This window comes from Terasakiella pusilla DSM 6293 (assembly GCF_000688235.1).
In the GTDB taxonomy this organism is placed as follows: Bacteria; Pseudomonadota; Alphaproteobacteria; order Rhodospirillales; family Terasakiellaceae; genus Terasakiella; species Terasakiella pusilla.
The window spans coordinates 1-24,200 of sequence record NZ_JHYO01000005.1 but is presented as its reverse complement, the minus strand read 5'-3'; the positions used below and the strand labels follow the sequence as shown (position 1 = coordinate 24,200).

27 protein-coding genes are annotated in these 24,200 nt (G+C 49.4%); 8 read left to right on the top strand and 19 right to left on the bottom strand.

Translation table 11 applies throughout. The features are described 5' to 3' along the window. Positions 1 to 77 precede the first annotated feature (77 nt). Positions 78 to 1,934 carry a dihydroxy-acid dehydratase gene (gene ilvD, locus Q397_RS0104450; RefSeq protein ID WP_028878384.1) on the top strand — a complete coding sequence of 619 codons (1,857 nt, stop codon included), beginning with the start codon at positions 78 to 80 and terminating at the stop codon, positions 1,932 to 1,934. A 59-nt stretch (positions 1,935 to 1,993) separates the two neighbouring features. Here the strand turns inward: ilvD and Q397_RS0104445 are convergent, their stop codons facing one another. From Q397_RS0104445 to Q397_RS0104370, 16 genes are all read right to left on the bottom strand, one after another. Further along, positions 1,994 to 2,962 carry a M23 family metallopeptidase gene (locus Q397_RS0104445; RefSeq protein ID WP_038012866.1) on the bottom strand — a complete coding sequence of 323 codons (969 nt, stop codon included), beginning with the start codon at positions 2,960 to 2,962 and terminating at the stop codon, positions 1,994 to 1,996. Positions 2,963 to 3,000: 38 nt separating this feature from the next. After that, on the bottom strand, positions 3,001 to 3,636 hold the full coding sequence (locus tag Q397_RS0104440) for a protein-L-isoaspartate(D-aspartate) O-methyltransferase (RefSeq protein WP_028878382.1): 636 nt from the start codon (positions 3,634 to 3,636) through the stop codon (positions 3,001 to 3,003). After that, positions 3,633 to 4,403: a 5'/3'-nucleotidase SurE gene (gene surE, locus Q397_RS0104435; protein WP_028878381.1), complete on the bottom strand. Its 771-nt coding sequence runs from the start codon at positions 4,401 to 4,403 to the stop codon at positions 3,633 to 3,635. The genes Q397_RS0104440 and surE overlap by 4 nt, the downstream gene beginning before the upstream one ends. After that, positions 4,400 to 5,677 (bottom strand): serine--tRNA ligase, encoded by a 1,278-nt coding sequence (serS, locus tag Q397_RS0104430; RefSeq protein ID WP_028878380.1) that lies wholly within the window; start codon positions 5,675 to 5,677, stop codon positions 4,400 to 4,402. The genes surE and serS overlap by 4 nt, the downstream gene beginning before the upstream one ends. Before the next feature lie 11 nt (positions 5,678 to 5,688). Beyond that, positions 5,689 to 6,510 carry a twin-arginine translocase subunit TatC gene (gene tatC / locus Q397_RS0104425; protein WP_240475023.1) on the bottom strand — a complete coding sequence of 274 codons (822 nt, stop codon included), beginning with the start codon at positions 6,508 to 6,510 and terminating at the stop codon, positions 5,689 to 5,691. A gap of 3 nt (positions 6,511 to 6,513) precedes the next feature. Continuing rightward, positions 6,514 to 6,912: a Sec-independent protein translocase protein TatB gene (gene tatB / locus Q397_RS21075; RefSeq protein ID WP_051609706.1), complete on the bottom strand. Its 399-nt coding sequence runs from the start codon at positions 6,910 to 6,912 to the stop codon at positions 6,514 to 6,516. Positions 6,913 to 6,938: 26 nt separating this feature from the next. Beyond that, positions 6,939 to 7,172 carry a twin-arginine translocase TatA/TatE family subunit gene (gene tatA, locus Q397_RS0104415; RefSeq protein WP_028878378.1) on the bottom strand — a complete coding sequence of 78 codons (234 nt, stop codon included), beginning with the start codon at positions 7,170 to 7,172 and terminating at the stop codon, positions 6,939 to 6,941. Between the two features lie 110 nt (positions 7,173 to 7,282). Next, complete coding sequence (locus Q397_RS21070) at positions 7,283 to 8,338, bottom strand: ABC transporter ATP-binding protein (protein ID WP_051609705.1); 1,056 nt, start codon at positions 8,336 to 8,338, stop codon at positions 7,283 to 7,285. Positions 8,339 to 8,346: 8 nt separating this feature from the next. After that, positions 8,347 to 10,017, bottom strand: a complete 1,671-nt coding sequence (locus tag Q397_RS0104405; RefSeq protein WP_028878377.1) for an ABC transporter permease — start codon at positions 10,015 to 10,017, stop codon at positions 8,347 to 8,349. Between the two features lie 109 nt (positions 10,018 to 10,126). Then, positions 10,127 to 10,765 carry an SMC-Scp complex subunit ScpB gene (gene scpB, locus Q397_RS0104400; RefSeq protein WP_028878376.1) on the bottom strand — a complete coding sequence of 213 codons (639 nt, stop codon included), beginning with the start codon at positions 10,763 to 10,765 and terminating at the stop codon, positions 10,127 to 10,129. Next, positions 10,762 to 11,559 (bottom strand): segregation and condensation protein A, encoded by a 798-nt coding sequence (locus Q397_RS0104395; protein ID WP_028878375.1) that lies wholly within the window; start codon positions 11,557 to 11,559, stop codon positions 10,762 to 10,764. The genes scpB and Q397_RS0104395 overlap by 4 nt, the downstream gene beginning before the upstream one ends. A gap of 11 nt (positions 11,560 to 11,570) precedes the next feature. Then, on the bottom strand, positions 11,571 to 12,257 hold the full coding sequence (locus Q397_RS0104390) for a site-2 protease family protein (protein WP_028878374.1): 687 nt from the start codon (positions 12,255 to 12,257) through the stop codon (positions 11,571 to 11,573). Beyond that, positions 12,258 to 13,295 (bottom strand): beta-N-acetylhexosaminidase, encoded by a 1,038-nt coding sequence (gene nagZ / locus Q397_RS0104385; RefSeq protein ID WP_028878373.1) that lies wholly within the window; start codon positions 13,293 to 13,295, stop codon positions 12,258 to 12,260. Continuing rightward, positions 13,279 to 14,283, bottom strand: a complete 1,005-nt coding sequence (locus Q397_RS0104380) for an SPOR domain-containing protein (RefSeq protein WP_028878372.1) — start codon at positions 14,281 to 14,283, stop codon at positions 13,279 to 13,281. The genes nagZ and Q397_RS0104380 overlap by 17 nt, the downstream gene beginning before the upstream one ends. Beyond that, complete coding sequence (gene argS, locus Q397_RS0104375; RefSeq protein ID WP_028878371.1) at positions 14,283 to 16,034, bottom strand: arginine--tRNA ligase; 1,752 nt, start codon at positions 16,032 to 16,034, stop codon at positions 14,283 to 14,285. Before argS ends, Q397_RS0104380 begins: the two co-directional genes overlap by 1 nt. Next, positions 16,031 to 17,221 (bottom strand): deoxyguanosinetriphosphate triphosphohydrolase, encoded by a 1,191-nt coding sequence (locus Q397_RS0104370; protein WP_028878370.1) that lies wholly within the window; start codon positions 17,219 to 17,221, stop codon positions 16,031 to 16,033. The genes argS and Q397_RS0104370 overlap by 4 nt, the downstream gene beginning before the upstream one ends. Before the next feature lie 105 nt (positions 17,222 to 17,326). Here Q397_RS0104370 and erpA point away from each other — a divergent pair, with 105 nt between their 5' ends. Then, entirely contained in the window at positions 17,327 to 17,656 is a 330-nt protein-coding gene (gene erpA, locus Q397_RS0104365) for an iron-sulfur cluster insertion protein ErpA (RefSeq protein WP_028878369.1), read from the top strand. A gap of 2 nt (positions 17,657 to 17,658) precedes the next feature. Here erpA and Q397_RS0104360 read toward each other — a convergent pair whose 3' ends face one another. Next, the gene (locus Q397_RS0104360; protein ID WP_028878368.1) at positions 17,659 to 18,342 is read right to left on the bottom strand and encodes a hypothetical protein; all 684 of its coding nucleotides are present in this window, start codon (positions 18,340 to 18,342) and stop codon (positions 17,659 to 17,661) included. A 49-nt stretch (positions 18,343 to 18,391) separates the two neighbouring features. Between Q397_RS0104360 and xth the strand changes: the two genes are divergently transcribed. Next, a complete protein-coding gene (xth, locus tag Q397_RS0104355) occupies positions 18,392 to 19,162 on the top strand; it encodes an exodeoxyribonuclease III (RefSeq protein WP_028878367.1) in 771 nt (256 codons plus the stop codon). Between the two features lie 3 nt (positions 19,163 to 19,165). Beyond that, entirely contained in the window at positions 19,166 to 19,516 is a 351-nt protein-coding gene (locus tag Q397_RS0104350) for a VOC family protein (protein ID WP_028878366.1), read from the top strand. Here the strand turns inward: Q397_RS0104350 and Q397_RS0104345 are convergent. Next, positions 19,513 to 20,370, bottom strand: coding sequence for an ATP-binding protein (locus tag Q397_RS0104345; RefSeq protein ID WP_028878365.1), 858 nt, complete (start codon positions 20,368 to 20,370; stop codon positions 19,513 to 19,515). The genes Q397_RS0104350 and Q397_RS0104345 overlap by 4 nt on opposite strands. Positions 20,371 to 20,502: 132 nt before the next feature. Here Q397_RS0104345 and yajC point away from each other — a divergent pair, with 132 nt between their 5' ends. Genes yajC through Q397_RS0104325 form a run of 4 tightly spaced genes read left to right on the top strand, consistent with a single transcriptional unit; the run spans position 20,503 to position 23,836 of the window. Next, on the top strand, positions 20,503 to 20,901 hold the full coding sequence (gene yajC, locus Q397_RS0104340; protein ID WP_028878364.1) for a preprotein translocase subunit YajC: 399 nt from the start codon (positions 20,503 to 20,505) through the stop codon (positions 20,899 to 20,901). Positions 20,902 to 20,929: 28 nt separating this feature from the next. Then, the gene (gene secD / locus Q397_RS0104335) at positions 20,930 to 22,489 is read left to right on the top strand and encodes a protein translocase subunit SecD (RefSeq protein ID WP_028878363.1); all 1,560 of its coding nucleotides are present in this window, start codon (positions 20,930 to 20,932) and stop codon (positions 22,487 to 22,489) included. Between the two features lie 13 nt (positions 22,490 to 22,502). Further along, the gene (gene secF, locus Q397_RS0104330; RefSeq protein ID WP_028878362.1) at positions 22,503 to 23,456 is read left to right on the top strand and encodes a protein translocase subunit SecF; all 954 of its coding nucleotides are present in this window, start codon (positions 22,503 to 22,505) and stop codon (positions 23,454 to 23,456) included. After that, entirely contained in the window at positions 23,456 to 23,836 is a 381-nt protein-coding gene (locus Q397_RS0104325) for an Mth938-like domain-containing protein (protein ID WP_051609703.1), read from the top strand. The genes secF and Q397_RS0104325 overlap by 1 nt, the downstream gene beginning before the upstream one ends. Before the next feature lie 162 nt (positions 23,837 to 23,998). Here Q397_RS0104325 and Q397_RS21065 read toward each other — a convergent pair. Continuing rightward, positions 23,999 to 24,200, bottom strand: a 202-nt coding sequence (locus Q397_RS21065; RefSeq protein WP_038012863.1) for a transposase, incomplete at its 5' end; no start/stop codon positions are given.

Genomic DNA, 24,200 nt, shown 5'->3' with positions numbered 1-24,200 from the left:
ATACAGAGATAGCTATGTTAACAGCCCTGCCTGTTTAGGTGGGGCTACATAATTTAAAGACCGTAAGGATAGAGAACATGCCTGAATATCGTTCACGTACAACGACACACGGACGCAATATGGCTGGTGCCCGCGCATTATGGCGCGCAACCGGTATGAAAGACGGGGACTTTGACAAGCCGATTATCGCGGTGGTCAACTCCTTCACACAATTTGTTCCGGGCCACGTCCACCTAAAAGACCTAGGCCAGCTTGTCGCACGTGAAATTGAAAAAGCAGGCGGTATTGCAAAAGAATTCAATACCATCGCCGTTGATGACGGCATCGCCATGGGCCATGACGGGATGCTATACAGCTTGCCTTCACGTGACCTGATCGCAGATAGCGTTGAATATATGGTCAATGCCCATTGCGCAGATGCGATGGTTTGCATCTCCAACTGTGACAAAATCACGCCGGGTATGTTGATGGCCTCCATGCGCCTGAACATTCCGACTGTCTTTGTTTCAGGTGGACCGATGGAAGCCGGTAAAGTGACCATCAATGACATTGAACATTCTCTAGATCTGGTTGATGCTATGGTCAAAGCAGCTGATCCAAACGTGTCAGACGAAGAAGTTAACGAGATTGAGCGCAGCGCATGCCCGACGTGTGGGTCATGTTCCGGTATGTTTACTGCAAACTCCATGAACTGCCTGTCTGAAGCCTTGGGCCTGTCCCTGCCGGGCAACGGCACTATTGTTGCAACACATGCTGATCGTCGCGCCCTGTTTGAAGAAGCCGGCCGCACGGCTGTTGAAATCTGCAAACGATACTACGAACAAGACGATGCGAGTGTCACCCCGCGCGGAATCGCCACTTACGAAGCGTTTGAAAATGCCATGACGTTGGATATCGCCATGGGCGGCTCAACCAACACCATCCTGCACTTGTTGGCGATTGCGCGTGAAGCTGAAGTAGACTTCACCATGAAAGACATGGACTCCCTGTCGCGCAAAGTCCCTTGCTTGTCTAAAGTCGCACCGGCGGTTGCCAACGTCCATATCGAAGATGTCCACCGTGCTGGGGGGATCATGGGAATTTTAGGTTCCTTGGACCGCGGGGGATTAATCAACCGCAATGTGTCCACCGTCCACGCAAAAACACTGGGCGACGCGATTGATCAGTGGGATATCGTACGTAACGACTCTGAAGAAGTTCATCATTTTTATAAAGCGGCACCGGGTGGCATCCCGACACAGGAAGCCTTCTCCCAAGCGGCGCGTTACAAAGAACTGGATTTAGATCGTGCCAAAGGCGTTGTACGTGATGTGGAAGACGCCTTCACCAAAGACGGTGGTTTGGCTGTCCTTTACGGGAATATCGCACTTGATGGCTGCGTTGTTAAAACCGCAGGCGTTGATGAAAGCATCTGGACCTTTAACGGGACCGCCCGCGTATGCGAAAGCCAGGACGAAGGCGTTGCGCGTATTTTGGCAGGTGAAGTTAAATCCGGTGACATTGTGATCATTCGCTACGAAGGACCAAAAGGTGGGCCGGGCATGCAAGAGATGCTCTATCCAACCAGCTACCTGAAATCCATGGGCCTTGGTAAAGAATGTGCCTTGCTGACAGACGGTCGTTTCTCTGGTGGGACATCTGGTCTGTCCATCGGTCATGCGTCCCCTGAAGCCGCAAATGGCGGTGCAATCGGTTTGATTGAAGAAGGCGATATCATCGAGATCGATATCCCGAACCGCAGCATTAACCTGAAAATTTCTGATGCTGACCTTGATGCCCGCCGCAAAGCGATGGATGCAAAAGGCGAGGCGGCTTGGAAACCGGTTAAACCACGTGATCGTAAAGTCAGCATGGCCTTACGTGCTTATGCGGCAATGGCGACCAGTGCGGATAAAGGTGCTGTGCGCGATGTAACGAAGATCGAAAACTTGTAAAATCGCTCCCGTTACGTAAGACACTAAAAATGCCCTCGGTTTTCACTGAGGGCATTTTTTTATCCGCTAAGATGTTTTTTAGGGTCCACCGGATCCATACCTTTTCGGATCTCGAAGTGGAGCTGTGGGGTCGTTACGCCGCCGGAGCTCCCAACTTTACCGATGACCTGTCCCTTTTTGATCTTTTGACCACGCTTAACCAACAATTGATCCGCATGGGCGTAAGCTGTAATCCATCCGCCGGAATGTTTTAGCAGGATCATATTGCCAAAACCGCGTAATTCATTTCCGCTATATGCCACAACACCATTTTCTGAGGCTTTAATCGGTGTGCCACGTTGGGCGGCGATGTTGATCCCATCATTGCGCAAGCCGTTTTTCTTCGCGCCAAAAGAGGACAATAGTTTGCCCTGTGCGGGCCATGCAAAGCGACTACTGGAACGTGGCGGTGGTTTTGGGATGGCTTGTTTACTGATCCGCGGCGCCGCTTTTTGCGTGGTCGTTTTCGGTTTATTTTTCGGTTCCGCCAAAATACGGGCGGCAGGTTTTAGCGTTTTGGACGCGGTTGTCAGATTGTTTTTGCTCGGTAGCTTAAGCTGTTGCCCCGGAATAAGGGTAAAAGGGGGCTTTAGGTTATTGACCTTCGCCAGCGTATACACATCCGTGCGATAATCCCGCGAGACAGAATAGAGCGTATCGCCTTTTTGAACAGTGTGATAAGGCGACTGCGGCAGGCGTAAACGTTGACCTGCCTTTAAATGAAAAGGTGCCTTAAGCTGGTTTGTATCGATAATGTCACGCACAGATGCACCTGTACGCCGGGAAATCGCATAGACCGTGTCGCCTTTTTGGACGATCAATGTCCCTGGAATTTCCATCGGTTTTGCCGGGGCAGTCTGCTGTACGCTTGGGGAACGTTTGTAAGTTGTCCCCCCATGTGAGCCATCAGCGGGGATTTCCACCCAGCCACAAGAAGACAGGGTAAAACCTGCAACAACAAGGGCGATATGTTTCCATTTACAAACCATGGTGCGGATTATGCCAAGACGGGCGCGGCCTTTCAATTTTATTCTGGCAAATCAGGGATTAAGGGAACAAATCGTACTTGTTCCAACTCTTCAACATCAAAGCCTTCGTCGGTGCGGGTCACGCGGATTAAAAATTGGGAGGACTTATCTTCCCCAATCGGTGCGACCATAATCCCGCCAATTGCCAATTGGTCTGCAAGGGCAGGGGGGACGTCTTCAGCGGCCGCTGTAATCATGATCCGATCAAAAGGGGCCTGTTCCCGCCAGCCTTTGGTCCCATCATCGCATTTTGCGACGATATTGGTTTGCGAAAACAGATCAAAACGCGCCTTTGCTTGCTCCAACAAAGGTTTATGACGTTCAATCGTATAAAGACGCCGACAAAGTTTAGCTAAAACCAAGGCTTGATAACCAGATCCGGTGCCGATTTCCAAGACCTTCATTCGATCCCCAACCTTTAACGACTCGGTCATTAAGGCGACGATATAGGGCTGGCTCAGGGTTTGGTTATACCCGATGGGTAGGGCGATATTTTCATACGCCTGATCCTGAAAAGTCTCGGTAACGAATTTTTCGCGCGGGATTCGTTCAATCGCAGACAACACCGCCGTATCCGTAATCCCACGTCTGCGTAGTTCCATCAATAGCCGGATTTTGGAGGCTTCTATCGTCATTGACCCGCCTCCTGCATTTTTTTAAGCGTTGTCATATCGGTGAAGTCGAGTGAAATCGGGCTAACTGAAATTGACCCATTAACAATGGCATGCAGGTCCGTGCCTTGCAGAAATTCTTGCTGACTACGCAGCGCGCCGATCCAGAAATATTCCTCCCCGCGGGGGTCGTAACCTTTGGCAAGATCATCCCCAATTTTACGTCGCCCTTGTCGGGTATAGCTTACCCCCTTAACCAATTTAGAGATCAAATCCGGGAAATTGACATTCATCAGCGTATTGGCTGGCCATGTCGCCTTTAACAGATTACGGATCACATCTGGCCCATGGGCAAGTGCCGTTTCCCATTCCACACGGTTGCTATCTTCAAAATACTGAGACAGGGCAATCGCAGGTACACCCAGCAATGTTGCTTCCATCGCTGCCGCAACAGTACCAGAATAGGTCACATCTTCCCCCAAATTACCGCCACGGTTTACACCAGACAGAACGAGGTTGGGCTTATGATCTTTCATAATCTCGTTCATCGCCAACAGAACCGAGTCTGTGGGGGTACCGTCTACACTATAGCGTTTTTCGCCATGCTTATGGATACGTAACGGACGACGAAGGGTAAGGGAATGACCGGTTGCGCTCTGTTCAGTTTCAGGCGCAACAACCCAGACATCATCACAAATGGACTTTGCGATGGTTTCAAGGACTTTCAAACCCGGTGCATGAATACCATCATCATTGGAAATCAGGATGCGGGCTGTTGAAAGATCGATCATTTGTTTGGCTCAATGACCTCAAGACCGCCCATATAAGGACGTAGAACCTCAGGGACGATGACACTACCGTCTTCTTGCTGATAATTTTCAAGAACAGCCACAAGACAACGTCCAACGGCCAGACCGGACCCGTTCAAGGTATGGACATGAACCGGCTTTTTCTCACCTTCTTTACGGTAACGTGTCTTCATACGGCGCGCTTGGAAGTCACCTGTTGTGGAACAGGAAGAAATTTCGCGGTACTGATCTTGACCCGGCAACCACACTTCAATATCGAACGTGCGACGCGCGGTAAAGCCCATATCACCAGTACAGAGTGTAATGACCCGATAGGGCAGCTTCAGTCCTTGCAAAACAGCCTCAGCACAACCTGTCATGCGCTCAAGTTCCGCGTCAGACTCTTCTGGCGTAACGATGCTGACCATCTCAACCTTGGTGAACTGGTGCTGGCGGATCATGCCGCGTGTATCTTTACCCGCAGAGCCTGCTTCAGAACGGAAACACCATGTCATCGCCGTGTAACGACGTGGTAGGCTTTCTTCCGCCAAGATATCACCATTGACCATATTCGTCAGTGGGACTTCAGCCGTCGGGATCATCCAAAAACCTTCTTCCGTGCGGAATAGGTCTTCAGAAAACTTAGGCAACTGCCCCGTCCCGTAAAGGGCAGGGTCTTTCACCAATGCTGGCGGGTTTACTTCTGTATAGCCGTGTTTCATGGTGTGCAGGTCAAGCATGTAAGCTGCCAGTGCACGTTCCATACGGGCAAGTGCACCCGACAGGATCACAAAACGTGAGCCGGAGATTTTGGCGGCGGTCTCAAAGTCCATTTGACCAAGACGTTCCCCAATATCGAAATGTTCTTTGGGTTCAAATCCAAGGTTTGGAATTTCACCCCATTTACGGACTTCAACGTTGTCGTCTTCGCTTTCACCTTCCGGCACATCATCGGCAGGAATATTGGGCAAAGACATCAAAGCGAGTTCAAGTTCACTATCCTTGGCTTTTGCCAAGTCTTCCAATTCCGCCTGTTTGCTTTTCGACTGGGAAACCTGCTCCATGATATCGGACGCATCACGTCCTTCACGTTTCGCAATCCCAATCTCTTTGGATAGCTTGTTACGCTCGGCTTGGACGTCTTGCGCCTGTGTCAAAAGATCACGGCGGTCCGTATCTAATGCGATCAGTTTTTCGCTTTGTGCTTCCAAGCCTCGTTTTGCCATGCCGGCATCAAATTCGGCAGGGTTATCGCGGATCCATTTAATATCAAACATAGGTTTTGGCCTTAAGTCATGTTGAAGTCAGTTTCTTCAAAGTCGTCTTCATCTTCATCTTCTACGATGTCAGCACGTTTCTTTTCAATCGCGCGCACCGAAAGAATGGACACTTCATAAAGAAAAAGAATGGGAATTGCCAGTCCGACTTGAGAGATTAAATCAGGTGGCGTCATAAAGGCCGCAAAAGCAAAGGTAATCACCACCGCATACTTACGTTTTGCCGCTAACCCGCGCGAGGTCGCAAACCCCACACGAGCCAACAAAGTCAGCACCAGCGGTAACTGGAAGCTAATACCAAACGCAAAGATTAACTTCATCACCAAGGACAAATATTCATTGACCTTGGCTTCCAACTGAATGGGAAGGGAGCCATCCAATCCCATTGTTTCAAAGCTCAGGAAAAACTTCCAAGCCATCGGCATGATGAAATAATAAACAAGTGCGCTACCCATCAGAAAAAGGATAGGGGAGAGCACCAGATAAGGAGCGAGGGCTGCCTTTTCATTCTTGTAAAGACCAGGCGCAAGGAAACGCCAGAACTGGGTCGCAATAACGGGAAAAGCGATTAGGAAAGCCGCAAAAAAAGACACCTTCAACTGGGTGAAAAAGGCTTCATGCAGCGCCGTATAGATCATACGACGATTTCCGCCCATTTCTGCCAACAGCTGGGCCAATGGCTCGACCAAAAAGGCGTAGATATTACTGGAAAAATAATAACATCCGATAAAAGCAATCAATAAAGCGCCAACAGCAACAGTCAGTCTGTTTTTCAGCTCAATAAGATGCTCCATAAGAGGCATTGTATTTGATGAAATATCAGGAGTGCTCACGGTTTAGCTCTTTTTATCAGATGGATCGTCTTTAGAAGACGCATCGGTCACAGCAGCGGGCTTTTTCTCCTCAGAAGTGCCTTCCTTCATGGATTTATCGAAATCTGCCGCTTCCTTAGAAAAGTCCATAGATTTGGTCAGTTCACCATCTTTATCAATGGTTTCGCTGATTTTATTTTCCAAATTCATGTTACGAACCGAACTGATTTGGTTTTTCACTTCCTCAAGTTCGGTTTCCTTAATAATATCGTCGATGTTGCTTTGGAATTCCCGCATCATGGCCTTGACCTTACCAATCATCTGCGCAACCGTGCGCATGGCTTTGGGCAGGTCTTTCGGTCCGATTACAACAATTGCAATGACCACAATAACGGCGATTTCGGTCCAACCGATATCAAGCATCGTTTACGTCCAGAACAAGAGTTAGATTAAGCGTCTTTTTTTTCAGAGGCCGAAGCAGCATTTTCTGCTGGTTTTTCTTCTTTTTGAGAGATGGAAGGCTTCGCTTCGGAAGCATCTTCTGCTTCTTCATCTTTCATACCTTTTTTGAAACTTTTGATCCCTTTGGCGAGATCACCGGCGATTTTAGGAAATTTACCCAGACCGAAAATAACAACTACGATCAGCAATACGACAAGTAGCTGTGGAAGACTTGGCATCATGGGAAGAGTTCTCCGTGTTAATGTATTAAACTTGTTTTTCGGATAATGGCAGATTGAAACGAGCGCCGCAATGCCCAATAGCAGTAAAATTAAATATCACACACAAACGCTCAACTGGCGCGAAAAACAAGCGCGCTTTCAACGTCCATTTCAGCGGTAAAAATCTCTTCTTCACGTGGCAACATCTGACCGTCTATGCGGGCGTGTATATGGGTTGTCTCTCCGCTAGGGTCTTCCAGACGGATATGTAACAAGCTTTCCCGACCAAGATAACGTGCTGCCTCTATGTGGCTGTTTGCACGTTCCTTCTGATCATTGGATAAACGCCGTAGTTTAATATTTTGCGGGCGCACCAACACATCGACTTTTTCACCGTCGCTAAAACCAACGGTGTCCACCGCCCCTAAGACGGTCTGGGCCTTGTTGTCTTTGATAACCCCTTTGAGAATATTCACCTCCCCAAAGAAAGAAGCGGCAAAATGATCAACCGGTTTAGAATACAGATCAACAGGTGTGCCATCTTGTACAATGTTGCCTGCCTTCATCAAAACGATACGGTCTGCCATAAACATGGCTTCTTCCGGGTCATGTGTCACCATCACCGCCGCAACGTTGGAGGTTTTGAGAACATGCAACGTTTCGTCACGAATTTCTGCCCTCAAACCAGAGTCCAGACCAGAGAAAGGCTCATCCAGCAAAATAATATCGGGCTTAGGCGCAAGGGCGCGGGCAAGGGCAACCCGTTGTTGCTGCCCGCCGGATAACATGTGAGGCAGGGCAGGCGCATATTTTTCCATCTGCACCTGCTTAAGCACTTCTTCCACACGCTCTTTAATCTTAGCCTTTGCCATCCCCTTCAGACCGAAAGCCACATTATCAAAGACATTGAGGTGAGGAAACAGCGCGAAATCCTGAAACAAAAAACCGATCTTACGTTTTTCCGGCGGCAAGACAAAATGCCCATCCGTCATAACGTGTCCATCCACAATGACACGGCCGGTCTTTGGGGTTTCAAGACCAGCACAAACCCGCAAGGTCGATGTCTTACCGCATCCTGAGGGCCCTAATAGGCAAACAAACTCGCCAGTTTCCACGGTCAGGTTAATTTTATTGAGGACACAAAAACCATCAAAAGACAGTTCCACATTTTCAAGAACTAACGTCATGACTATTCCTAACTTTCATGCCCGGGGCGGGATTTCGCGATGGTTCGACTGATCATAATCACCGGAATAATACCAACAATAACGATGGCTAGGGCGGCACTGGAAGCTTCAGCAAGCTGTTCGTCACTCGCAAGCTCAAACGTCCGTACGGCAAGCGTAGTGAAATTGAAAGGCCGCATAATCATGGTTGCGGGCAGTTCCTTCATCACGTCCACAAACACAAGAATGGAGGCCGAAAACATGCTGGCACGAATAAGGGGCAGGTGGACTTTTCGTAAGGTTTCTGCCGGACCATGGCCAAGTGTACGTGCGGCACAATCCATATTTTTGGTTACTTTGCCCAAACCTGCTTCAATCGCGTTGAAAGACACGGACAGGAAACGCACCACATACGCAAAAACCACGGCAACAATGGTGCCTGACAAGATCAATCCGGTGGAGATGCCCAGATATTCCCGCGCCCAGCTATCGATAAAATTATCGGTCCAGGCAAACGGCAGCATAATCCCGACAGCTAAAACCGATCCCGGTACGGCGTAACCAATGGACGCTGCGCGCACCCCCAGCTTCGTCCAAAAGGACGGGTGCAAACGCGTCCCGTAAGCCATCAAAACAGCTAAAATAACGGCCAATAAAGCAGCAACGAAAGACAGGATAAAACTGTTAAAGGCAAAGCCCCAGAACTGCCAGTTCAACCACCACTCGGTTGTTGCCAACGCCCAATTCAACAAGATGCCCGCAGGCAGGATAAACCCAAGCAGAACGGGAAGAAAACAGGAAACGAAAGAGATTATCTGTTTCGGCTTGCTCAGCTGCAGTTTGCGTAACGCGCGATATCGAACTGTGGTGTGGTGGTAGGCTGCCTGCCCACGGGAATAACGCTCAAGCGCAATTAAACTAACGATGAAGATCAGCAAACAAGCACCCAGCTGCGCCGCTGCCGTGGGTTCCCCCAAGCCAAACCAAGTGCGATAAATCCCTGTTGTAAAGGTATCCACAGCAAAAAAATGGACAGTCCCGAAATCATTTAAGGTTTCCATCAACGCAAGGGCGGACCCGGCGGCGATTGCCGGGCGTGCGAGCGGAAAAGCCACATCTTTAAAGGCCTGAAACGGCGTGCGCCCCAGGGTGCGGCTCACTTCAAGGACGCAGATGGATTGTTCCAGAAAGGCAGCGCGTGACAGCATGTAAACATAAGGATAAAGCACCAATGTAAACATGGTCGTCGCCCCCCAAAGGGACCGTATTTCCGGGAACCAATAATCACGCGCTGACGTCCAGCCAAAGACAAGTCGTAAGGTTTCCTGCACCGGACCTGCATAGTCCAAAAGACCTGTATAGGTATAAGCGATCACATAGGCAGGTACCGCCAAGGGCAACAATAACGCCCACTCAAAAATCTTACGCCCCGGGAAATCACACATGGTTACAAGCCACGCACATCCGGTCCCGACAACCAAGGTCCCCAGCCCAACGCCCAATAACAAAACGATAGAGTTGTAAATATAACGGCTTAAAACCGTATCAGCTAAATGTGCCCAAACATCACCGGAGGGCATAAAAACATGGGAGAGAACAACCAAAACGGGGGAGGCGATAATAAGCGCGGAAATCAGCGTAAAAAGCGTCCACCCATTGATTGTTTTAAGTTTTTTTAGTTTGGCGGGATATGCAAACACGTCTGTCTTCGCTCTACCATTCAATTGAAAATGACTTGCAATTACTTTTAAACAGAAATTTTTTAAAAATCAAATAGGGAAGCGCAAAATCCCTATTTTTTTTACAGACTTATTCTTCAAGTAACGGTTCCGGCAAGTCGTCCTCATCCTGATCCTGTTCAGGATGTACAAACGGCAACTCCATTTCCCCGCGCACACTATAGGCGTTGATGGCAGGGCGGGCATCCAAAAGCCCCGCACTCTTCAATTCTTCAATGCCCGGCAGGTCATCGATTTTTTCCAGACCAAATTGATCGAGGAACGACACCGTCGTCCCCCATGTCATAGGTCGTCCCGGCGTGCGTCTACGGCCCCGCGGTTTAATCCAACCTGCCTCAAACAAAACATCCAGCGTCCCTTTAGAGAGAGAAACGCCGCGAATTTCTTCAATCTCAGCACGTGTGACGGGTTGGTGATACGCACAAATCGCCAGTGTTTCAATGGCGGCACGCGACAGAGTCTTTACATTCTCCCGATGTTCGCTGAGATGTTCTGCTATGTCTGGTGCAGTCCGAAAAGCCCAGGCATTGCCCAAACGGATGAGATTGACACCTTTGCCAGCATATTCCTCCTGCAACTCCTTCAGCAGAGATTTAACATCCACACCTTCCTGAAAGTAATTGGAGAGTTTCTTCTCGCCCAGCGGTTCTTTGCTGGCAAACAGCACCGCTTCTACAAGGCGTTTATGTTCCAACGATTCATCGTTCATGAGATCAGCTCCGTATCCGGGCTTTGAATGTAAATCGCCCCAAATGTTTCTGATTGACGGATTTTGACTTTACCATCGCGCGCCATTTCAAGGGCGGCTGCAAATGTAGAGGCAATGGCAGAACGGGTATGAAGTTCGTTCTTTAAGTCTTTGGGCAAAAAACTCTGCAATTTTGTCCATTCCGGGATCTTCCCCAAAAAACTACGAAGGCGTTCAATCGCCATATCCATAGAGTAGAGGTCTGTCGCTTCGATATGCAAAGTCTGATCCACGTGCTTGTTCATCTGATCACCGTACGCCTTCATCAGATCGTAGAGGGTCACGTCATAGGACACGTCATCCATCTTGCCGAACGATTCAGGTTCGCCTCGTTTAAACACGTTTTTACCCAGGATGCTGCGCTCCATCAACTGCTCGCCGGCAGTGCGCATGGCTTCCAGACGTTGCAGCTGGAAGGCAAGGGCCGCCGCCATCTCTTCCGCACTTGGTTCTTCTTCGGTTGACTGGGTCGGGATCAACAGGCGGCTTTTCAAATAGGCCAACCATGCCGCCATCACAAGATAATCTGCTGCAAGCTCAAGGTTTTTACGCCGTGCTTCGGCAACCCAGTTTAAATACTGGTCGGCAAGATGGAAGATCGAGAGGTGGATTAGGTCAACTTTTTGATCCCGCGCCAGTTCCAACAGGATATCCAGCGGTCCCTCAAAGCCCTCCAGATCAATAATCAGTGCGCTTTTCTTCTTAGGCCGTAAATCATCGTCTTCGTGCTGATCAAGATCAATGAGCTTTTCCACGACCGATCGCCCTAGATACCAACCACGTTAACGATAAATTCTGTAATAATTTCGGCAGGCAGACCGACAAGGTACCAGAACACATTCAAGTTCAATCCCACGACGTCCCCCACATAAGGCACAAGGAAGATCAAGCCAAGCAGGATAAACATACCGTAACGTTCAAGGGCGGCAACACGCATGGCAAGCGGTCTTGGCAAGATACCAACCGCAATACGCCCACCGTCAAGCGGGGGCAGGGGAATCAGGTTGAAGACACACAGGATCACATTGATGCGAATGGAATTGGCAAGGTTATGCGCTACCCACAAATCCACATCTTTGGGGAGAAACTCCACCGCATAAAAAGCGATGGCAGAGAGAAACGCAAGAATGATGTTTGAGGCCGGACCCGCAGCTGCAATCAGCACCATATCCCGGCGCGGATTGTAGGTGTTGCGAATATCAACCGGGACAGGTTTGGCAAAGCCAAACATCATTTTCCCGCCGGATAAAAACAACATCAATCCCGGCAAAATCAAAGTGCCGAACGGATCAACATGCTTAACCGGATTAAACGTCACCCGTCCCATCATGTAGGCTGTACGGTCACCAAGGCGATAAGCCACCCAGCCGTGCGCAGCTTCATGCAGCGTCACCGCAAGAATAACCGGTAAAATCCATACAGAAATGAGAAAGGGGACGTTTGAAAAATCCATTTAGCAGACCAATTCCATCAAGGTGTTGAAGCGATTTTCTGCCTGATCGAAGTCGATTTCATCAAGTGTCTCGCGTGTCATTTTCCACCCTTCTTCAAGGCGATCATCGGTTTGATCACTTACAGGGCGTAAACCTTCGGCAACCGCCAGCATTTCTTCTTTGTTACCGTTGCAATGCAGGACAAGATCACACCCGGCATCAAGCGCGGTTTCCGCACGGCTGGCAAAATCGCCTTCCAGAGCCTGCATTGATAAATCATCAGAAATCAGGACACCATTATAGCCGATGTGATTGCGAATAACTTCTTCGATCAAACGCGGCGACATAGTGGCGGGGGCAAACTGGTCGATATCGCTATAGACGATATGGGCCGTCATCGCCCAGGGCATGTCTGCCAGTTCGACAAAGGGGCGGAAATCAACGCTATCCAGAATATCAAATGGGGCATCGACGACCGGTAATTCTTTATGACTATCGACCAGAGCCCGCCCATGACCGGGGATGTGCTTGATGACAGGCAGCACACCGCCTGCAAGAAAACCACGACAAGCCGCACGGCCCATCACGGCAGCAAGTTCAGGGTGCGGGGCATAAGCCCGATCGGAAATGATCGGATCAGCATCCGGCATGGGAATATCAAGCACCGGCGCACAATCGACGTTAATGCCCAAATTCATAAGTTCAGACGCGAACAAACGCGCGTTGAGATGCGCGGCTTCCAAACCCATTTCAAGGTCAAACACAGCCAACTCACCGATTTTAGCCGCTGTTGGGGCTTCGCGCCAATGGGGTGGGCGAAGACGGGCTACGCGTCCACCTTCCTGATCAATCAGGATCGGCACGTCTGTATGTCCCACACAGCTGCGCAGATCATCTGTCAATGCCTGAACCTGATAGGGGTCTGAAATATTGCGGGCAAATAGGATAAAGCCCAGCGGATTTACGTCTTCAAAGAAGTCACGTTCCCAATCAGTCAGTTCCAGACCTTCAAGACCATAGATGACCGCAGATGGGTTAGAATTATCGTACGCGGACAATGAAGCACCCCACATCACGTTTTTTTAGTTTAGCACAAATATTTTTTGCCTCATCGCCGGATTGTACCGGACCAAGGCGCAAGCGGTAATAAATACCTTTATCGCCCAGATCAGCCTTAACGATATTGGCATTCAAGCCATTTACAATATCACCATTGTTGGCTTTAATTTTCTTCCAGGTTGTTTCCACGCCGCTTTCGCTTTTTGACGACAGGATTTGCATAAGATAACCCGACGTCGGATTTTCTGTCGCAGGCGGTTTTGGTGCAGGTGGTGTGACCGCAGCAACTTGTTTTGGCGCTTGCGTTTTCGGCTCTTGTAAAGCTTCAGCAATCTTGGCAGCTAGATCATCTTTGTCCTGCTTATCGACGGCAAGCGGTTGCTCGCTTCGTTTCACCAAGGCGCGCGGGCCATTTGGATCCTCAACAGGCGCAGGTGTTGGCGCCTCAATTTCTGTCGCCATTTCCTCTGTTGGTACGGCGGGCAGTTCTTTGACTTCTTCCACAGGCGCGGGTGTTTGTGCTACAGCCTCAGCAACCTCTTCGGGCGTTTCCGGCAGCGGGGGCAGTGACTTGGTTATGCCTGCTGCGGTGGTCTCAGCCTCAATTTCTCCCAAGGTTTGGGCAGGCTTATCCAACGGCTTTTCCGGCCGTGGTAAAAGACGTTCCAGTTTTGGTTCCGTATTTTCACCGCTGACACGGTCATAAACCGTTTTATCACGGTTAGGTACATCCATGCCGCCCGGGTCTTGCGGTTTTTCCTTCATCGGGGACGGTTCTGCGCGCACAATCGGCACCTGATCCTGATCCATCGGTGTGCCACCGACAAAGTACCACGCCGCCCCACCAAGGGCCGCAATGACACTCACCGCCAAAATCAGTTTTACAGCTTTACTGCCGCTTCCTTCGTCGCTGGAAACAGGCTTATAGTCAAAAGCATCTGAATCCGTGTCCAAAAGATCGTCGTCAAAATCGTCCCGATGCGGCATTAGCGCAACTCCTTAACCGGTTCAACACCCAGAACAAGAAGGCCGGACGCGATCACCAAAGAGACCGCTTTCAACAAAGCCAGACGTGCTTTGGTAAGTTCCAGATTATCAGCATGCAAGAAACGCAGCGAAACATCGCCCGTACCCTTGTTCCATAATGAATGGAATTCTGACGCCAAATCGTAAAGAAAATATGTAATCCGGTGCGGTTCGTGTTCTTTTGCTGCCGCTTCGATCAAACGCGGCCATTCAGCCATCAGGCGCATCAGCTTGATTTCAGACTCATCGGACAAATGCGATAAATCAGCCGTTGCCAGATTTGCTTCGGACAAATCAATGCCGTCAAACTCGTCCATTGCCTTACGGAAGACGGAATAGCAACGCGCGTGGGCATATTGCACATAAAAGACAGGGTTGTCTTTGGACTGTTCTGTCACTTTGGCAAAGTCAAATTCCAGCTGCGCATCATTTTTACGGGTCAGCATGATAAAGCGCACAACGTCTTTACCGACCTTGTCGATCACTTCACGCAACGTAATAAATGTCCCGGCGCGTTTGGACATCTTAACAGGCTCGCCATTTTCCAACAGATTGACCATCTGGGCCAATTTGACGTCCAGTTCAGCCTTACCTTCGGACATGGCTTTGACAGCGGCTTTCATACGTTTAACGTACCCGCCGTGGTCAGCGCCCAAAACGTCGATCAATTGATCAGACCCACGCTGGAACTTGTCAAAGTGATAGGCGATGTCAGAGGCAAAATACGTGCCGGAGCCATCGGATTTCTTCAACGGGCGATCCACATCATCGCCGAATTGAGACGCTTTAAACAGCAATTGCGGGCGCGGTTCCCAATCTTCCGACGTTTTGCCTTTCGGTGGTTCCAGAACGCCTGTGTAAATCAGGTCGCGATCTTCGAGGTATTTAAGGGCCGCTTCAACACCGCCATTATCTACCAGTTCTTTTTCTGAAGAAAAGACATCATGGACAACACCCAAGGCCGCTAAATCTTCGCGGATCAGGTCCATCATCGCGTTGATGGAGAAAGTCTTAATTTCTTCCAGATAGTCCGCTTCGTCCGCGTTTAACCACTTATCGCCGTGAACGTCTTTCAGTTTTTCACCGACGGGGACAAGGTAGTCACCCGGATACAGACCTTCCGGGATTTCTACCGTTTCCCCAAAAGCTTCACGGTAGCGCAGGTAAACGGAACGTGCGAGCACGTCAACTTGTGCGCCAGCATCGTTGATGTAATATTCTTTTGTGACTTTATAGCCCGCTTTTGCCAACAGCAAAGCAAGCGCATCACCCACAACCGCACCGCGACCATGGCCCACGTGCATTGGGCCTGTCGGGTTTGCAGAAACATATTCTACGTTGACCGTCTGGCCTTCGCCCATGTCGCTTTGGCCCCAATCAGTCCCTGCATTCAAAACGTCTTTTAGACGGGCATGCCAGAACTCATCGGACAATTTGACGTTAATAAAACCGGGGCCTGCAACCTCAACAGAGACAACATGGGCGATTTTTTCAATTTCCGGCGCCAGTTTTTCAGCGAGATCGCGCGGTTTCATCTTGGCTTGTTTACACAAGACCATCGCAGCGTTGGTCGCTACATCCCCATGAGTCGCGTCGCGCGGTGGCTCGCAGGTAATGCGGGATGTGTCCAGACCTTCAGGCAGATCGCCTGCTTCGCCCAGTTTCGTAACAATGTCGGAAAGATTGGAATGAAATACTTTAAAAAAATTCATGAGTTTCTGGCCTGTACATCAAATAAACGGGAATGTTCATCCAACGCGTATCGATCTGTAATGCCGGCAATATAATCAGCAACCACTTTCGCAGTCTGTTCTGACGGTTTGCCGTCGGTGAGTTTGTACCATTCAGTCGGCAAGCAATTCGGTTCCGCGGTGAAGAGTGCAAAAAGGTCTTGCACAACCCGTCGCGCCTTGCTTGTCATCCGGTTGATTTTATAGTGGCGATAGACATTTTCGAACATGAACGCCTTCAGCTCACGATCGCATTGTTGAATACGTTCGGAAAAAGAGGCGGTGGCATGATCGGCCTGTCTAATATCGTCACTATGTTTTGGTGATGCATCTTTAATGCGCGATTGCGTTTCCTGCAAGAGATCGTTGACCATATCCCCAATCAATCTGCGTACAGCCTCGTAAATCATGCGCGAGGCGTCCAGATCGGGATATTGTTTCGCAATATCGCGGAAGGTTTCGCCCACAACCGGAATATCATTCAAATCTTCGATTCGGATCAGGCGGGCGCGCAAGGCATCGTCAATATCGTGGTTGTTGTAAGCGATATCATCAGATAAAGCAGCGATTTGCGCTTCAAGTGAGGAAAAGTTCGCCAAGTCCAAATACATCTTATTTTTATCATAATCAAGGATGGCTTGCGGGACGGGGTGGGCATGATCGGCTTTAACGCCTAATAAAGGACCATTGTGCTTCACCACACCTTCCACGGTTTCCCACGTCAGGTTTAAGCCATCGAAATCCGCATATCTTTGTTCAAGCTCGGTTATGACACGCAAGGATTGGGCGTTATGGTCAAACCCGCCGTATGGGGCAAGGGCCGTATCAAGCGCATCTTCGCCGGCATGACCAAAAGGCGGATGGCCAAGATCATGCGCGAGGGCCAATGCTTCCGCCAATTCCTGATTTAAATTCAGGTATCTGCACACCGTTCTGGCAATCTGTGCGACTTCAAGTGAGTGGGTGAGGCGGGTGCGAAAAAAATCGCCCTCATGGTTGACGAAAACCTGAGTCTTATATTGTAAACGCCGAAAGGCTGCCGAATGAATAATGCGGTCACGGTCGCGCTGATGGCAGCTCCGGGTCGCACTTTCCGGTTCAGGAAAATGGCGGCCACGGCTTTCTTCTGGCAAGCTGGCGTAAGGGGCGAGTTTGATAAAATCGTTCATAACAGGAAGGTAACCTTGTGGGCCTGTTGATGCAATGGGTTTGACAAACGAAAAAGATCGCTTACATATGTCGTACCCCTCATAGTGCCTACAGGAGATACATAGATGAGCCAAGTCGGTTTAACCCAAAGTGCAAATGAGCAAGTTCAAAAGCTTATTGCCATGGAAGGCAACCCGGAGCTTAAGCTGCGCATCATGATTACAAGTGGCGGCTGTTCAGGCTTTTCTTACAACTTTAGCCTTGATGACAAGGTGAAAGAAGACGATCAAGTCTTCACCTTTGGTGATATTGATGTCTTGGTAGATGAAGCATCCTTGCCGTTTGTTGAAGGTGCACAACTGGATTACGTCACCGACCTGATGGGATCATCTTTTCAGATGACAAACCCCAATGCCACATCTGAATGCGGCTGCGGGTCATCCTTCTCAGTTTAAATTCACCAGTTTGAACACAGCGCTTGCTCGCGTCGATAATTTGATTTTGTATCGATGCGGGCATTTTTGCGGCTGATTTCTTGGCTCATCCGTTTAAAAAGTGGGCGAATTTGCGCATCCAGTAAGCGCTGTACCTTGCTCGCCGCCCCATTAGGGGAGCGCATGTAGACAGGTCCGACCCCTGGTGCCTTGCGACGAAGTGTCGTTTCAATCCCGTTTGCGTGATCATAGAGCGTTTCACGAAAAATCCGCACATGGATATTTTCATGGTTCAGGATCGACTCATGCTCGCAGCTACCGGGCTGGTATTTGTTACTGACATACACATCAATATTTTGATAGCCGATAAACAATTTGGCGCCGGTCAAGATGGAACAATATCGGTTCTGACCCAACGGATAGGTCTTCGTACTGACACTGAGACGATAGTTTTCATCGGCTATGGTCAACCCTGTTGGCACCCACATGGGCCCCAGCCTACGCCCGACATTTCCGCGTAAATTGGACAACTGCGCAGAGTTAAAGGCCGAATGGTAGCGCAATTGCCCCATAGACTGTTCAACGTAAATATCAACAGAACGCCCATCTTCCGGACAGGCGGGCCATCCGGTTTTGGCATAAAGCGGTGCCTTTGCAAAAAAAAGCGTTGCACCAAAAAAAACTAAAAGGAATGCTGGCATCTTCATGTGTAGAGTATATGTTATCTCCAAATAAAAGCTCAATGGAGAATTCTTCGTGAAAATCGCGACATGGAACATTAACGGCATCAACGCCCGCACAGAACATCTGTTAAAGTGGCTAAAAGACTTCGCCCCGGATGTAGCCCTTTTACAAGAATTAAAGACCCCCGGTACGGCTGTACCGGAAATGGAAATTAAAGAACTTGGCTATCACATCGAATATGTCGGCCAAAAATCCTTTAATGGCGTTGCGATCCTGTCCAAACTCCCCATTGAACTGGTCTTGGATAAACTGCCAGGTGATGACGAAGACGAACAGGCGCGTTATATCGAAGCCGATATCGGTGGCATTAGATGTGCCTCCATCTACTTCCCCAACGGCAACCCGATTAATACGGAAAAGTTTACCTATAAACTCGACTTCATGAAACGGGTTATTGAACGCACCAAACTTTTGCTGAGCGAAGATCTGCCGTTCGTTCTTGCAGGGGACTATAACGTTGCCCCTGACAATGGTGATGTTTACGACATCAATAAAATGGGGGATGACGCCATCTGTCAGGAAGAAGCGCGCGAGTTGTACCGCGAGCATCTCTTTCTTGGGCTGACCAACGCCTTTAAACTCTATCACCCTGAATCCGGTCAGTTTTCATGGTGGGATTACCGCGGGGGCGGGTGGAACAAGGACCATGGCGTCCTGATTGACCACTTGCTCCTGTCCCCACAAGCCGCTGACCTCCTAGTCAACGCAGGCATCGACAAAACACCGCGCGGCTGGGAAAAAGCATCGGATCACACACCTGTCTGGTGTGAACTGGAGATTTAGAAAATGACTTGCCCACCCGTCGAAAAGACCATCAATTACATTGAATTTCGCGTTACCGACATCGCGGCGACCAAACAGTTTTTTGAACGTGTTTTCGGGTGGACTTACACCGATTATGGCCCTGATTATTGCGAATTTTCAGATGGGCATATGAAGGGCGGCTTTGAAACAGGAATGCCAATTCCCGGTGGGCCGCTGATCGTCCTCTATGGCACAGACCTAAAGGGTTTACACCAGTCCGTTATCGCTGCGGGTGGACAGATAACAAAAGAGGTCTTTGACTTTCCCGGCGGTAAACGCTTTGAATTCAAAGACCTCAATGGCTATGACTTTGCGGTCTGGTCAGAAGCTTAAACGAGCTTTTGACCCAAGCGGCCAGCCACATCCTGAATATACTGCCAAGCGACACGGCCAGAACGCCCGCCACGGGTAACCGTCCATTCAATCGCTTCTGCTTTCCAGTCTTCTTCGCTGATGTTCAGGCCGTATTCTGCAACATACCCACGGATCGCTGCAAAATAGGTTTCCTGATCCATGTTGTGGAAGCCGAGCCACAGGCCAAAACGGTCTGACAGCGACACTTTTTCCTCTACCGCTTCCGAGGCGTGAATGGCGGTTGATCGCTCATTCTCAATCATATCGCGCGGCATCAGGTGACGACGGTTGGAGGTGGCATAAAAAATCACATTCTCCGGTCGGCCTTCAATGCCGCCCTCAAGCACAGCTTTTAATGACTTATAGCTCGCATCGCCATTGTCAAATGACAGGTCATCACAATAAAGCACGCATCGGCGCTCTGTTGTTTTTAAAACCTTCAGCAAGTCGGGTAGGGTTTCCAGATCTTCGCGGTGAATTTCCACCAGCATCAGGCTTTTGGGCGTTTGCTTATTTAGCTCCGCATGGATGGCTTTCACGATAGAGCTTTTGCCCGTACCGCGCGCCCCCCATAACAAAGCGTTGTTTGCAGAAAAACCATCTGCAAACTGTTTGGTGTTTTTAAGCAGAATATCCTTTTGCAAATCAATCCCTTGCAACATCTGTAAGGGAAGGTGGCTCACCTTGAAAATCGGTTCTAAACGTGCTGTTTCAGGGGACCAAACAAAAGCATCGGCACAATCCAGATCGTTACTGGTTGCCTTCTGGGGGGATTGGCGCTCCAAGGCCTCGGCAATTCTTGTGAGTACCGTTAAATAATTATTGTCCGTCATTGCGTCCTCTACTTTAAAAAATGTCCGCAGAAGCTACGAATTCCTATAGAAAATGTAAACATCCCATTGTATAGTCCCGCGCAAGCTCGGGTTATCCCGATGACTGTTACTTTAATTCCTAAGGAGTTTTCTATGCTCATTTCTCCGGCTTATGCTCAAGCTGCTGGTGGTGCAGGGGGCGGTATCGAAGCGTTTCTGCCGCTAATCCTGATCTTTGTCGTGTTTTATTTCCTGATGATTCGTCCGCAACAAAAACGCGCTAAAGAACATAAAAAAATGTTGGAAGCTCTGCGTCGTGGCGACAACGTCCTGACCAGTGGCGGTATCTTGGGTAAAGTTACCAAAGTTGACAGCGACACTGAAGTTTCTGTTGAAATCGCAAAAGATGTTGTTGTCAAAGTACGCCGTGAAATGATCGCGTCTGTTATCGACAAAACAGAACCTGTCGCTGGCGATGACGCCAAAGCTACAGAAGAAAAAACCGAAGAAGCCGGTGGCTTGAAAAAGCTTTTCGGCGGTAAAAAAGACTAAACACAAGCAATGGAAGGGACCTCGAAATATGGTCTACTTCGCCAAATGGAAAATTGCCCTTGTGATTGCGGTTTGTTTGTTGGGCGTGGCATTTGCTGCGCCCAACATGTTTGACCGTCAAACAACGGCAGATCTTCCGGGATGGCTTCCCAATCAGCAAATCAGCCTTGGCCTTGACCTTCAAGGCGGCTCACACCTGCTTCTGGAAGTAGAAGCACAAACCGTGATTAACGAACGCCTAGAATCTATCGTTGATTCGGTTCGCACCACATTACGTGCCGAACGTATTCGTTATACCGGCCTTGGCGTTAAAGATGATGCCGTTTCTGTCCAGATCCCTAAAAATGAACAGATCGAACAGGCTTATGACCTGTTGCGTAAATTGGATACCGGTGCAGAAACTGTGACCGAAGGTCATAAGATTTCCATCAGTCTGACAGAACAGGCCATCATTGATGCCAAACGATCCGCCGTTGAACAATCTATCGAGATTGTCCGTCGCCGTATCGACGAAACCGGCACCAAAGAACCCAACATCCAGCGACAGGGCGACGAACGTATCCTGATCCAGCTTCCCGGCATTGATAACCCGGAAGATGTGAAGCGTCTGTTGGGTAAAACAGCTAAAATGACCTTCCATCTGGTCAACCATAATGTCTCTGCCGATGATCTTGTTTCAGGACGTCTCCCACCAGGTACAATTGCCCTGCCGGATGCACAAAATGAACAACGCTTGATCGCCGTGCGCCGTAAGGTCGAAGTGAGCGGCGATATGTTGATCGACAGTCAACCGACTTTCCAAGATGGTCAGCCTGTTGTTTCCTTTACCTTTAACGCACTCGGTGGCAAAAAATTTGGTCATGTGACGACAAACAACGTCAACCGCAGCCTTGCCATCGTACTCGACGGTAAAGTCATCAGCGCCCCGAACATCAACGGCCCGATTTTGGGCGGTAGCGGTATCATCACAGGACGTTTCAGCGTCGCTGAAGCCAACGACCTGTCGTTGCTGTTACGTGCAGGTGCATTGCCTGCCCCTCTTGTCATCCTTGAAGAACGTTCAGTCGGTCCGGGTCTGGGGGCAGACTCTGTTGCCGCAGGTAAGATTGCCTCTATTGTTGGCTTGCTGGGTGTCATCGCGTTTATGGTCATGTCCTATGGGCGTTTTGGGGTCTATGCGGACATTGCTTTGATGTTCAACATTATCTTGATCGCAGCAGCCTTGTCTGTCCTTCAAGCGACACTGACCTTGCCGGGGATTGCGGGGATCGTATTGACAATCGGGATGGCGGTGGATGCCAACGTCTTGATCTTTGAACGTATCCGCGAGGAACTGAAAAACGGGCTTGGGCCAATTGCTGCAGTTGACTCCGGTTACAAACGTGCGATCAAAACAATTGTTGATGCTAACGTTACGACTTTGATTGCAGCCGTTCTTCTTTACGAATTCGGCTCCGGTCCAGTCCGTGGTTTTGCTGTGACACTGGCGATTGGTATTTTGACCTCTTTGTTTACAGCCGTCATGGTGACACGCTTGCTGGTCGTTATGTGGCTGCGTCGCACCAAACCAAAAACAATGAATATTTAAGAGAGGGATTAAAATGAAACATTTACATTTGGTCCCGACAGGACTGAAGCTCGATTTTATCAGCAAAAAAATCCTGTTCTTCGTTTTCTCAGCCCTTTTAATTGTCAGTTCCATTGCCCTGTTCTCGGTCAATGGCCTGAACTATGGTATCGACTTTAAAGGCGGTATCATGATGGAAGTTCGCTCCAAAACAGGGCCGGCAGATATCGCAGACTACCGTGATAAACTGTCAAACCTTGGTTTGGGGGAAGTCTCCATTCAAGAGTTTGGAGAGCCCGAAGAAGTCCTGATCCGCATCCAGCGTCAGGAAGGGGATGAGAAGGCCCAACAACGCGCGGTGCAGGCCGTGAAGGACGTTCTCACGGATACCGTAGAATACCGACGTACAGAGTTTGTTGGACCAAAAGTGTCTGAAGAACTGTTTATGGATGGTCTTCTGGCTGTGTCTTTTGCCATCGGTGCGATCCTTGTCTATATCTGGTTCCGCTTTGAATGGCAGTTTGGCATGGGCGCGGTTGTGGCGCTGATCCATGACGTCATTTCCACCATTGGGATTTTCGCGCTTTTGGGGATGGAGTTTAACCTATCCACCGTTGCGGCTGTTTTGACCATCGCAGGCTATTCCATCAACGATACAGTTGTTGTGTATGACCGCGTACGGGAAAACTTGCGTAAGTACAAAAAGATGGATCTGGCAGAATTGCTGAACATGTCCATCAATGAAACCCTGTCACGTACCGTCATGACATCTGTCACCACAATGCTGGCTTTGCTTGCCCTTTATATTTTGGGTGGCGAAGTAATCCGTGGTTTCAGTTTCGCGATGATCTGGGGTGTCGTTATCGGGACTTACTCGTCTATCTGTCTGGCTGTTCCGCTTCTCACATACTTCGCCCTTCGTCGTAGTGATGACGAAGAAGAGGAAAGCGAGATCGAAAAAGTCGAGAAAGAAGAAGGGGCGGTTTAATGTCGTTGGACATCACGCCGCTGGTCAGTGATGACCGTTTAATGATTTCCTCCTACGGGGATGGTCGTTTTACGGTCAATGACCGCAAGGTAGAAGGCTCTATCCTTCTTTATGAAAACAAAGTAACTCCTTGGCCCGTCACAGAGGCTAAGGAGATTACATTGGACAGTCTGCAGCCTTTGCTGGACGTGGCGGACAAGTATGACATCCTTGTGGTTGGCTGTGGCAAAATGTCCCACATGCCCCCCAAGGGCTTGCGAGAAGCCATCAAAGAAAAAGGCCTCGTACTGGAATGGATGAACTCTGGTGCGGCAGCACGGACATTTACCGTCCTGCAGACTGAAGATCGCCGCACCCTTGCAGCCATCATCGCAGTCTAAGTAATCATTTACCAAGACATAAAAAAAGAGCCTGTCAAATGACAGGCTCTCAGATCTCTGACAAACCCCGTCAATTTTGGCGGGGTTTGTTATTTTCTATAAGGTTGTGTTTTTTTGTTCTGTTGGACATTTCTTTAAGCAGGTTGCTCCACTGCTTCATTTTCAGGCATATGTGGGCGTTCCAGTGGGTAAATATCGCCATAAAAACCTGAGACGGGCTAAGATGAGGGCGATTTTCTTGATGTTTTGGGCGGTGGCTGCCATCAAGCATTGCTCTTTCACTTTAGTCAGGCCTCTCAGACGGGCATAGCGGTGCCCATGTAGTTGTTTGGCATCAGCAAAACTGCGTTCCACAGTTTCCTTG

Bases quoted from the DNA above. Each gene is read 5' to 3' on its own strand.
- ilvD (WP_028878384.1), top strand. From the start codon at position 78: ATGCCTGAATATCGTTCACGTACAACGACACACGGACGCAATATGGCT.
- secF (WP_028878362.1), top strand. From the start codon at position 22,503: ATGAAACATTTACATTTGGTCCCGACAGGACTGAAGCTCGATTTTATC.
- tatA (WP_028878378.1), bottom strand. From the start codon at position 7,172: ATGATGCCAAGTCTTCCACAGCTACTTGTCGTATTGCTGATCGTAGTT.
- serS (WP_028878380.1), bottom strand. From the start codon at position 5,677: ATGTTTGATATTAAATGGATCCGCGATAACCCTGCCGAATTTGATGCC.
- argS (WP_028878371.1), bottom strand. From the start codon at position 16,034: ATGAATTTTTTTAAAGTATTTCATTCCAATCTTTCCGACATTGTTACG.
- yajC (WP_028878364.1), top strand. From the start codon at position 20,503: ATGCTCATTTCTCCGGCTTATGCTCAAGCTGCTGGTGGTGCAGGGGGC.
- Q397_RS0104325 (WP_051609703.1), top strand. From the start codon at position 23,456: ATGTCGTTGGACATCACGCCGCTGGTCAGTGATGACCGTTTAATGATT.
- Q397_RS0104345 (WP_028878365.1), bottom strand. From the start codon at position 20,370: ATGACGGACAATAATTATTTAACGGTACTCACAAGAATTGCCGAGGCC.
- Q397_RS0104360 (WP_028878368.1), bottom strand. From the start codon at position 18,342: ATGAAGATGCCAGCATTCCTTTTAGTTTTTTTTGGTGCAACGCTTTTT.
- Q397_RS0104445 (WP_038012866.1), bottom strand. From the start codon at position 2,962: ATGGTTTGTAAATGGAAACATATCGCCCTTGTTGTTGCAGGTTTTACC.
- Q397_RS0104440 (WP_028878382.1), bottom strand. From the start codon at position 3,636: ATGACGATAGAAGCCTCCAAAATCCGGCTATTGATGGAACTACGCAGA.
- Q397_RS0104390 (WP_028878374.1), bottom strand. From the start codon at position 12,257: ATGGATTTTTCAAACGTCCCCTTTCTCATTTCTGTATGGATTTTACCG.
- surE (WP_028878381.1), bottom strand. From the start codon at position 4,403: ATGATCGATCTTTCAACAGCCCGCATCCTGATTTCCAATGATGATGGT.
- scpB (WP_028878376.1), bottom strand. From the start codon at position 10,765: ATGAACGATGAATCGTTGGAACATAAACGCCTTGTAGAAGCGGTGCTG.
- Q397_RS0104350 (WP_028878366.1), top strand. From the start codon at position 19,166: ATGACTTGCCCACCCGTCGAAAAGACCATCAATTACATTGAATTTCGC.
- Q397_RS0104370 (WP_028878370.1), bottom strand. From the start codon at position 17,221: ATGAACGATTTTATCAAACTCGCCCCTTACGCCAGCTTGCCAGAAGAA.
- secD (WP_028878363.1), top strand. From the start codon at position 20,930: ATGGTCTACTTCGCCAAATGGAAAATTGCCCTTGTGATTGCGGTTTGT.
- tatB (WP_051609706.1), bottom strand. From the start codon at position 6,912: ATGCTTGATATCGGTTGGACCGAAATCGCCGTTATTGTGGTCATTGCA.
- Q397_RS0104380 (WP_028878372.1), bottom strand. From the start codon at position 14,283: ATGCCGCATCGGGACGATTTTGACGACGATCTTTTGGACACGGATTCA.
- Q397_RS21070 (WP_051609705.1), bottom strand. From the start codon at position 8,338: ATGACGTTAGTTCTTGAAAATGTGGAACTGTCTTTTGATGGTTTTTGT.
- erpA (WP_028878369.1), top strand. From the start codon at position 17,327: ATGAGCCAAGTCGGTTTAACCCAAAGTGCAAATGAGCAAGTTCAAAAG.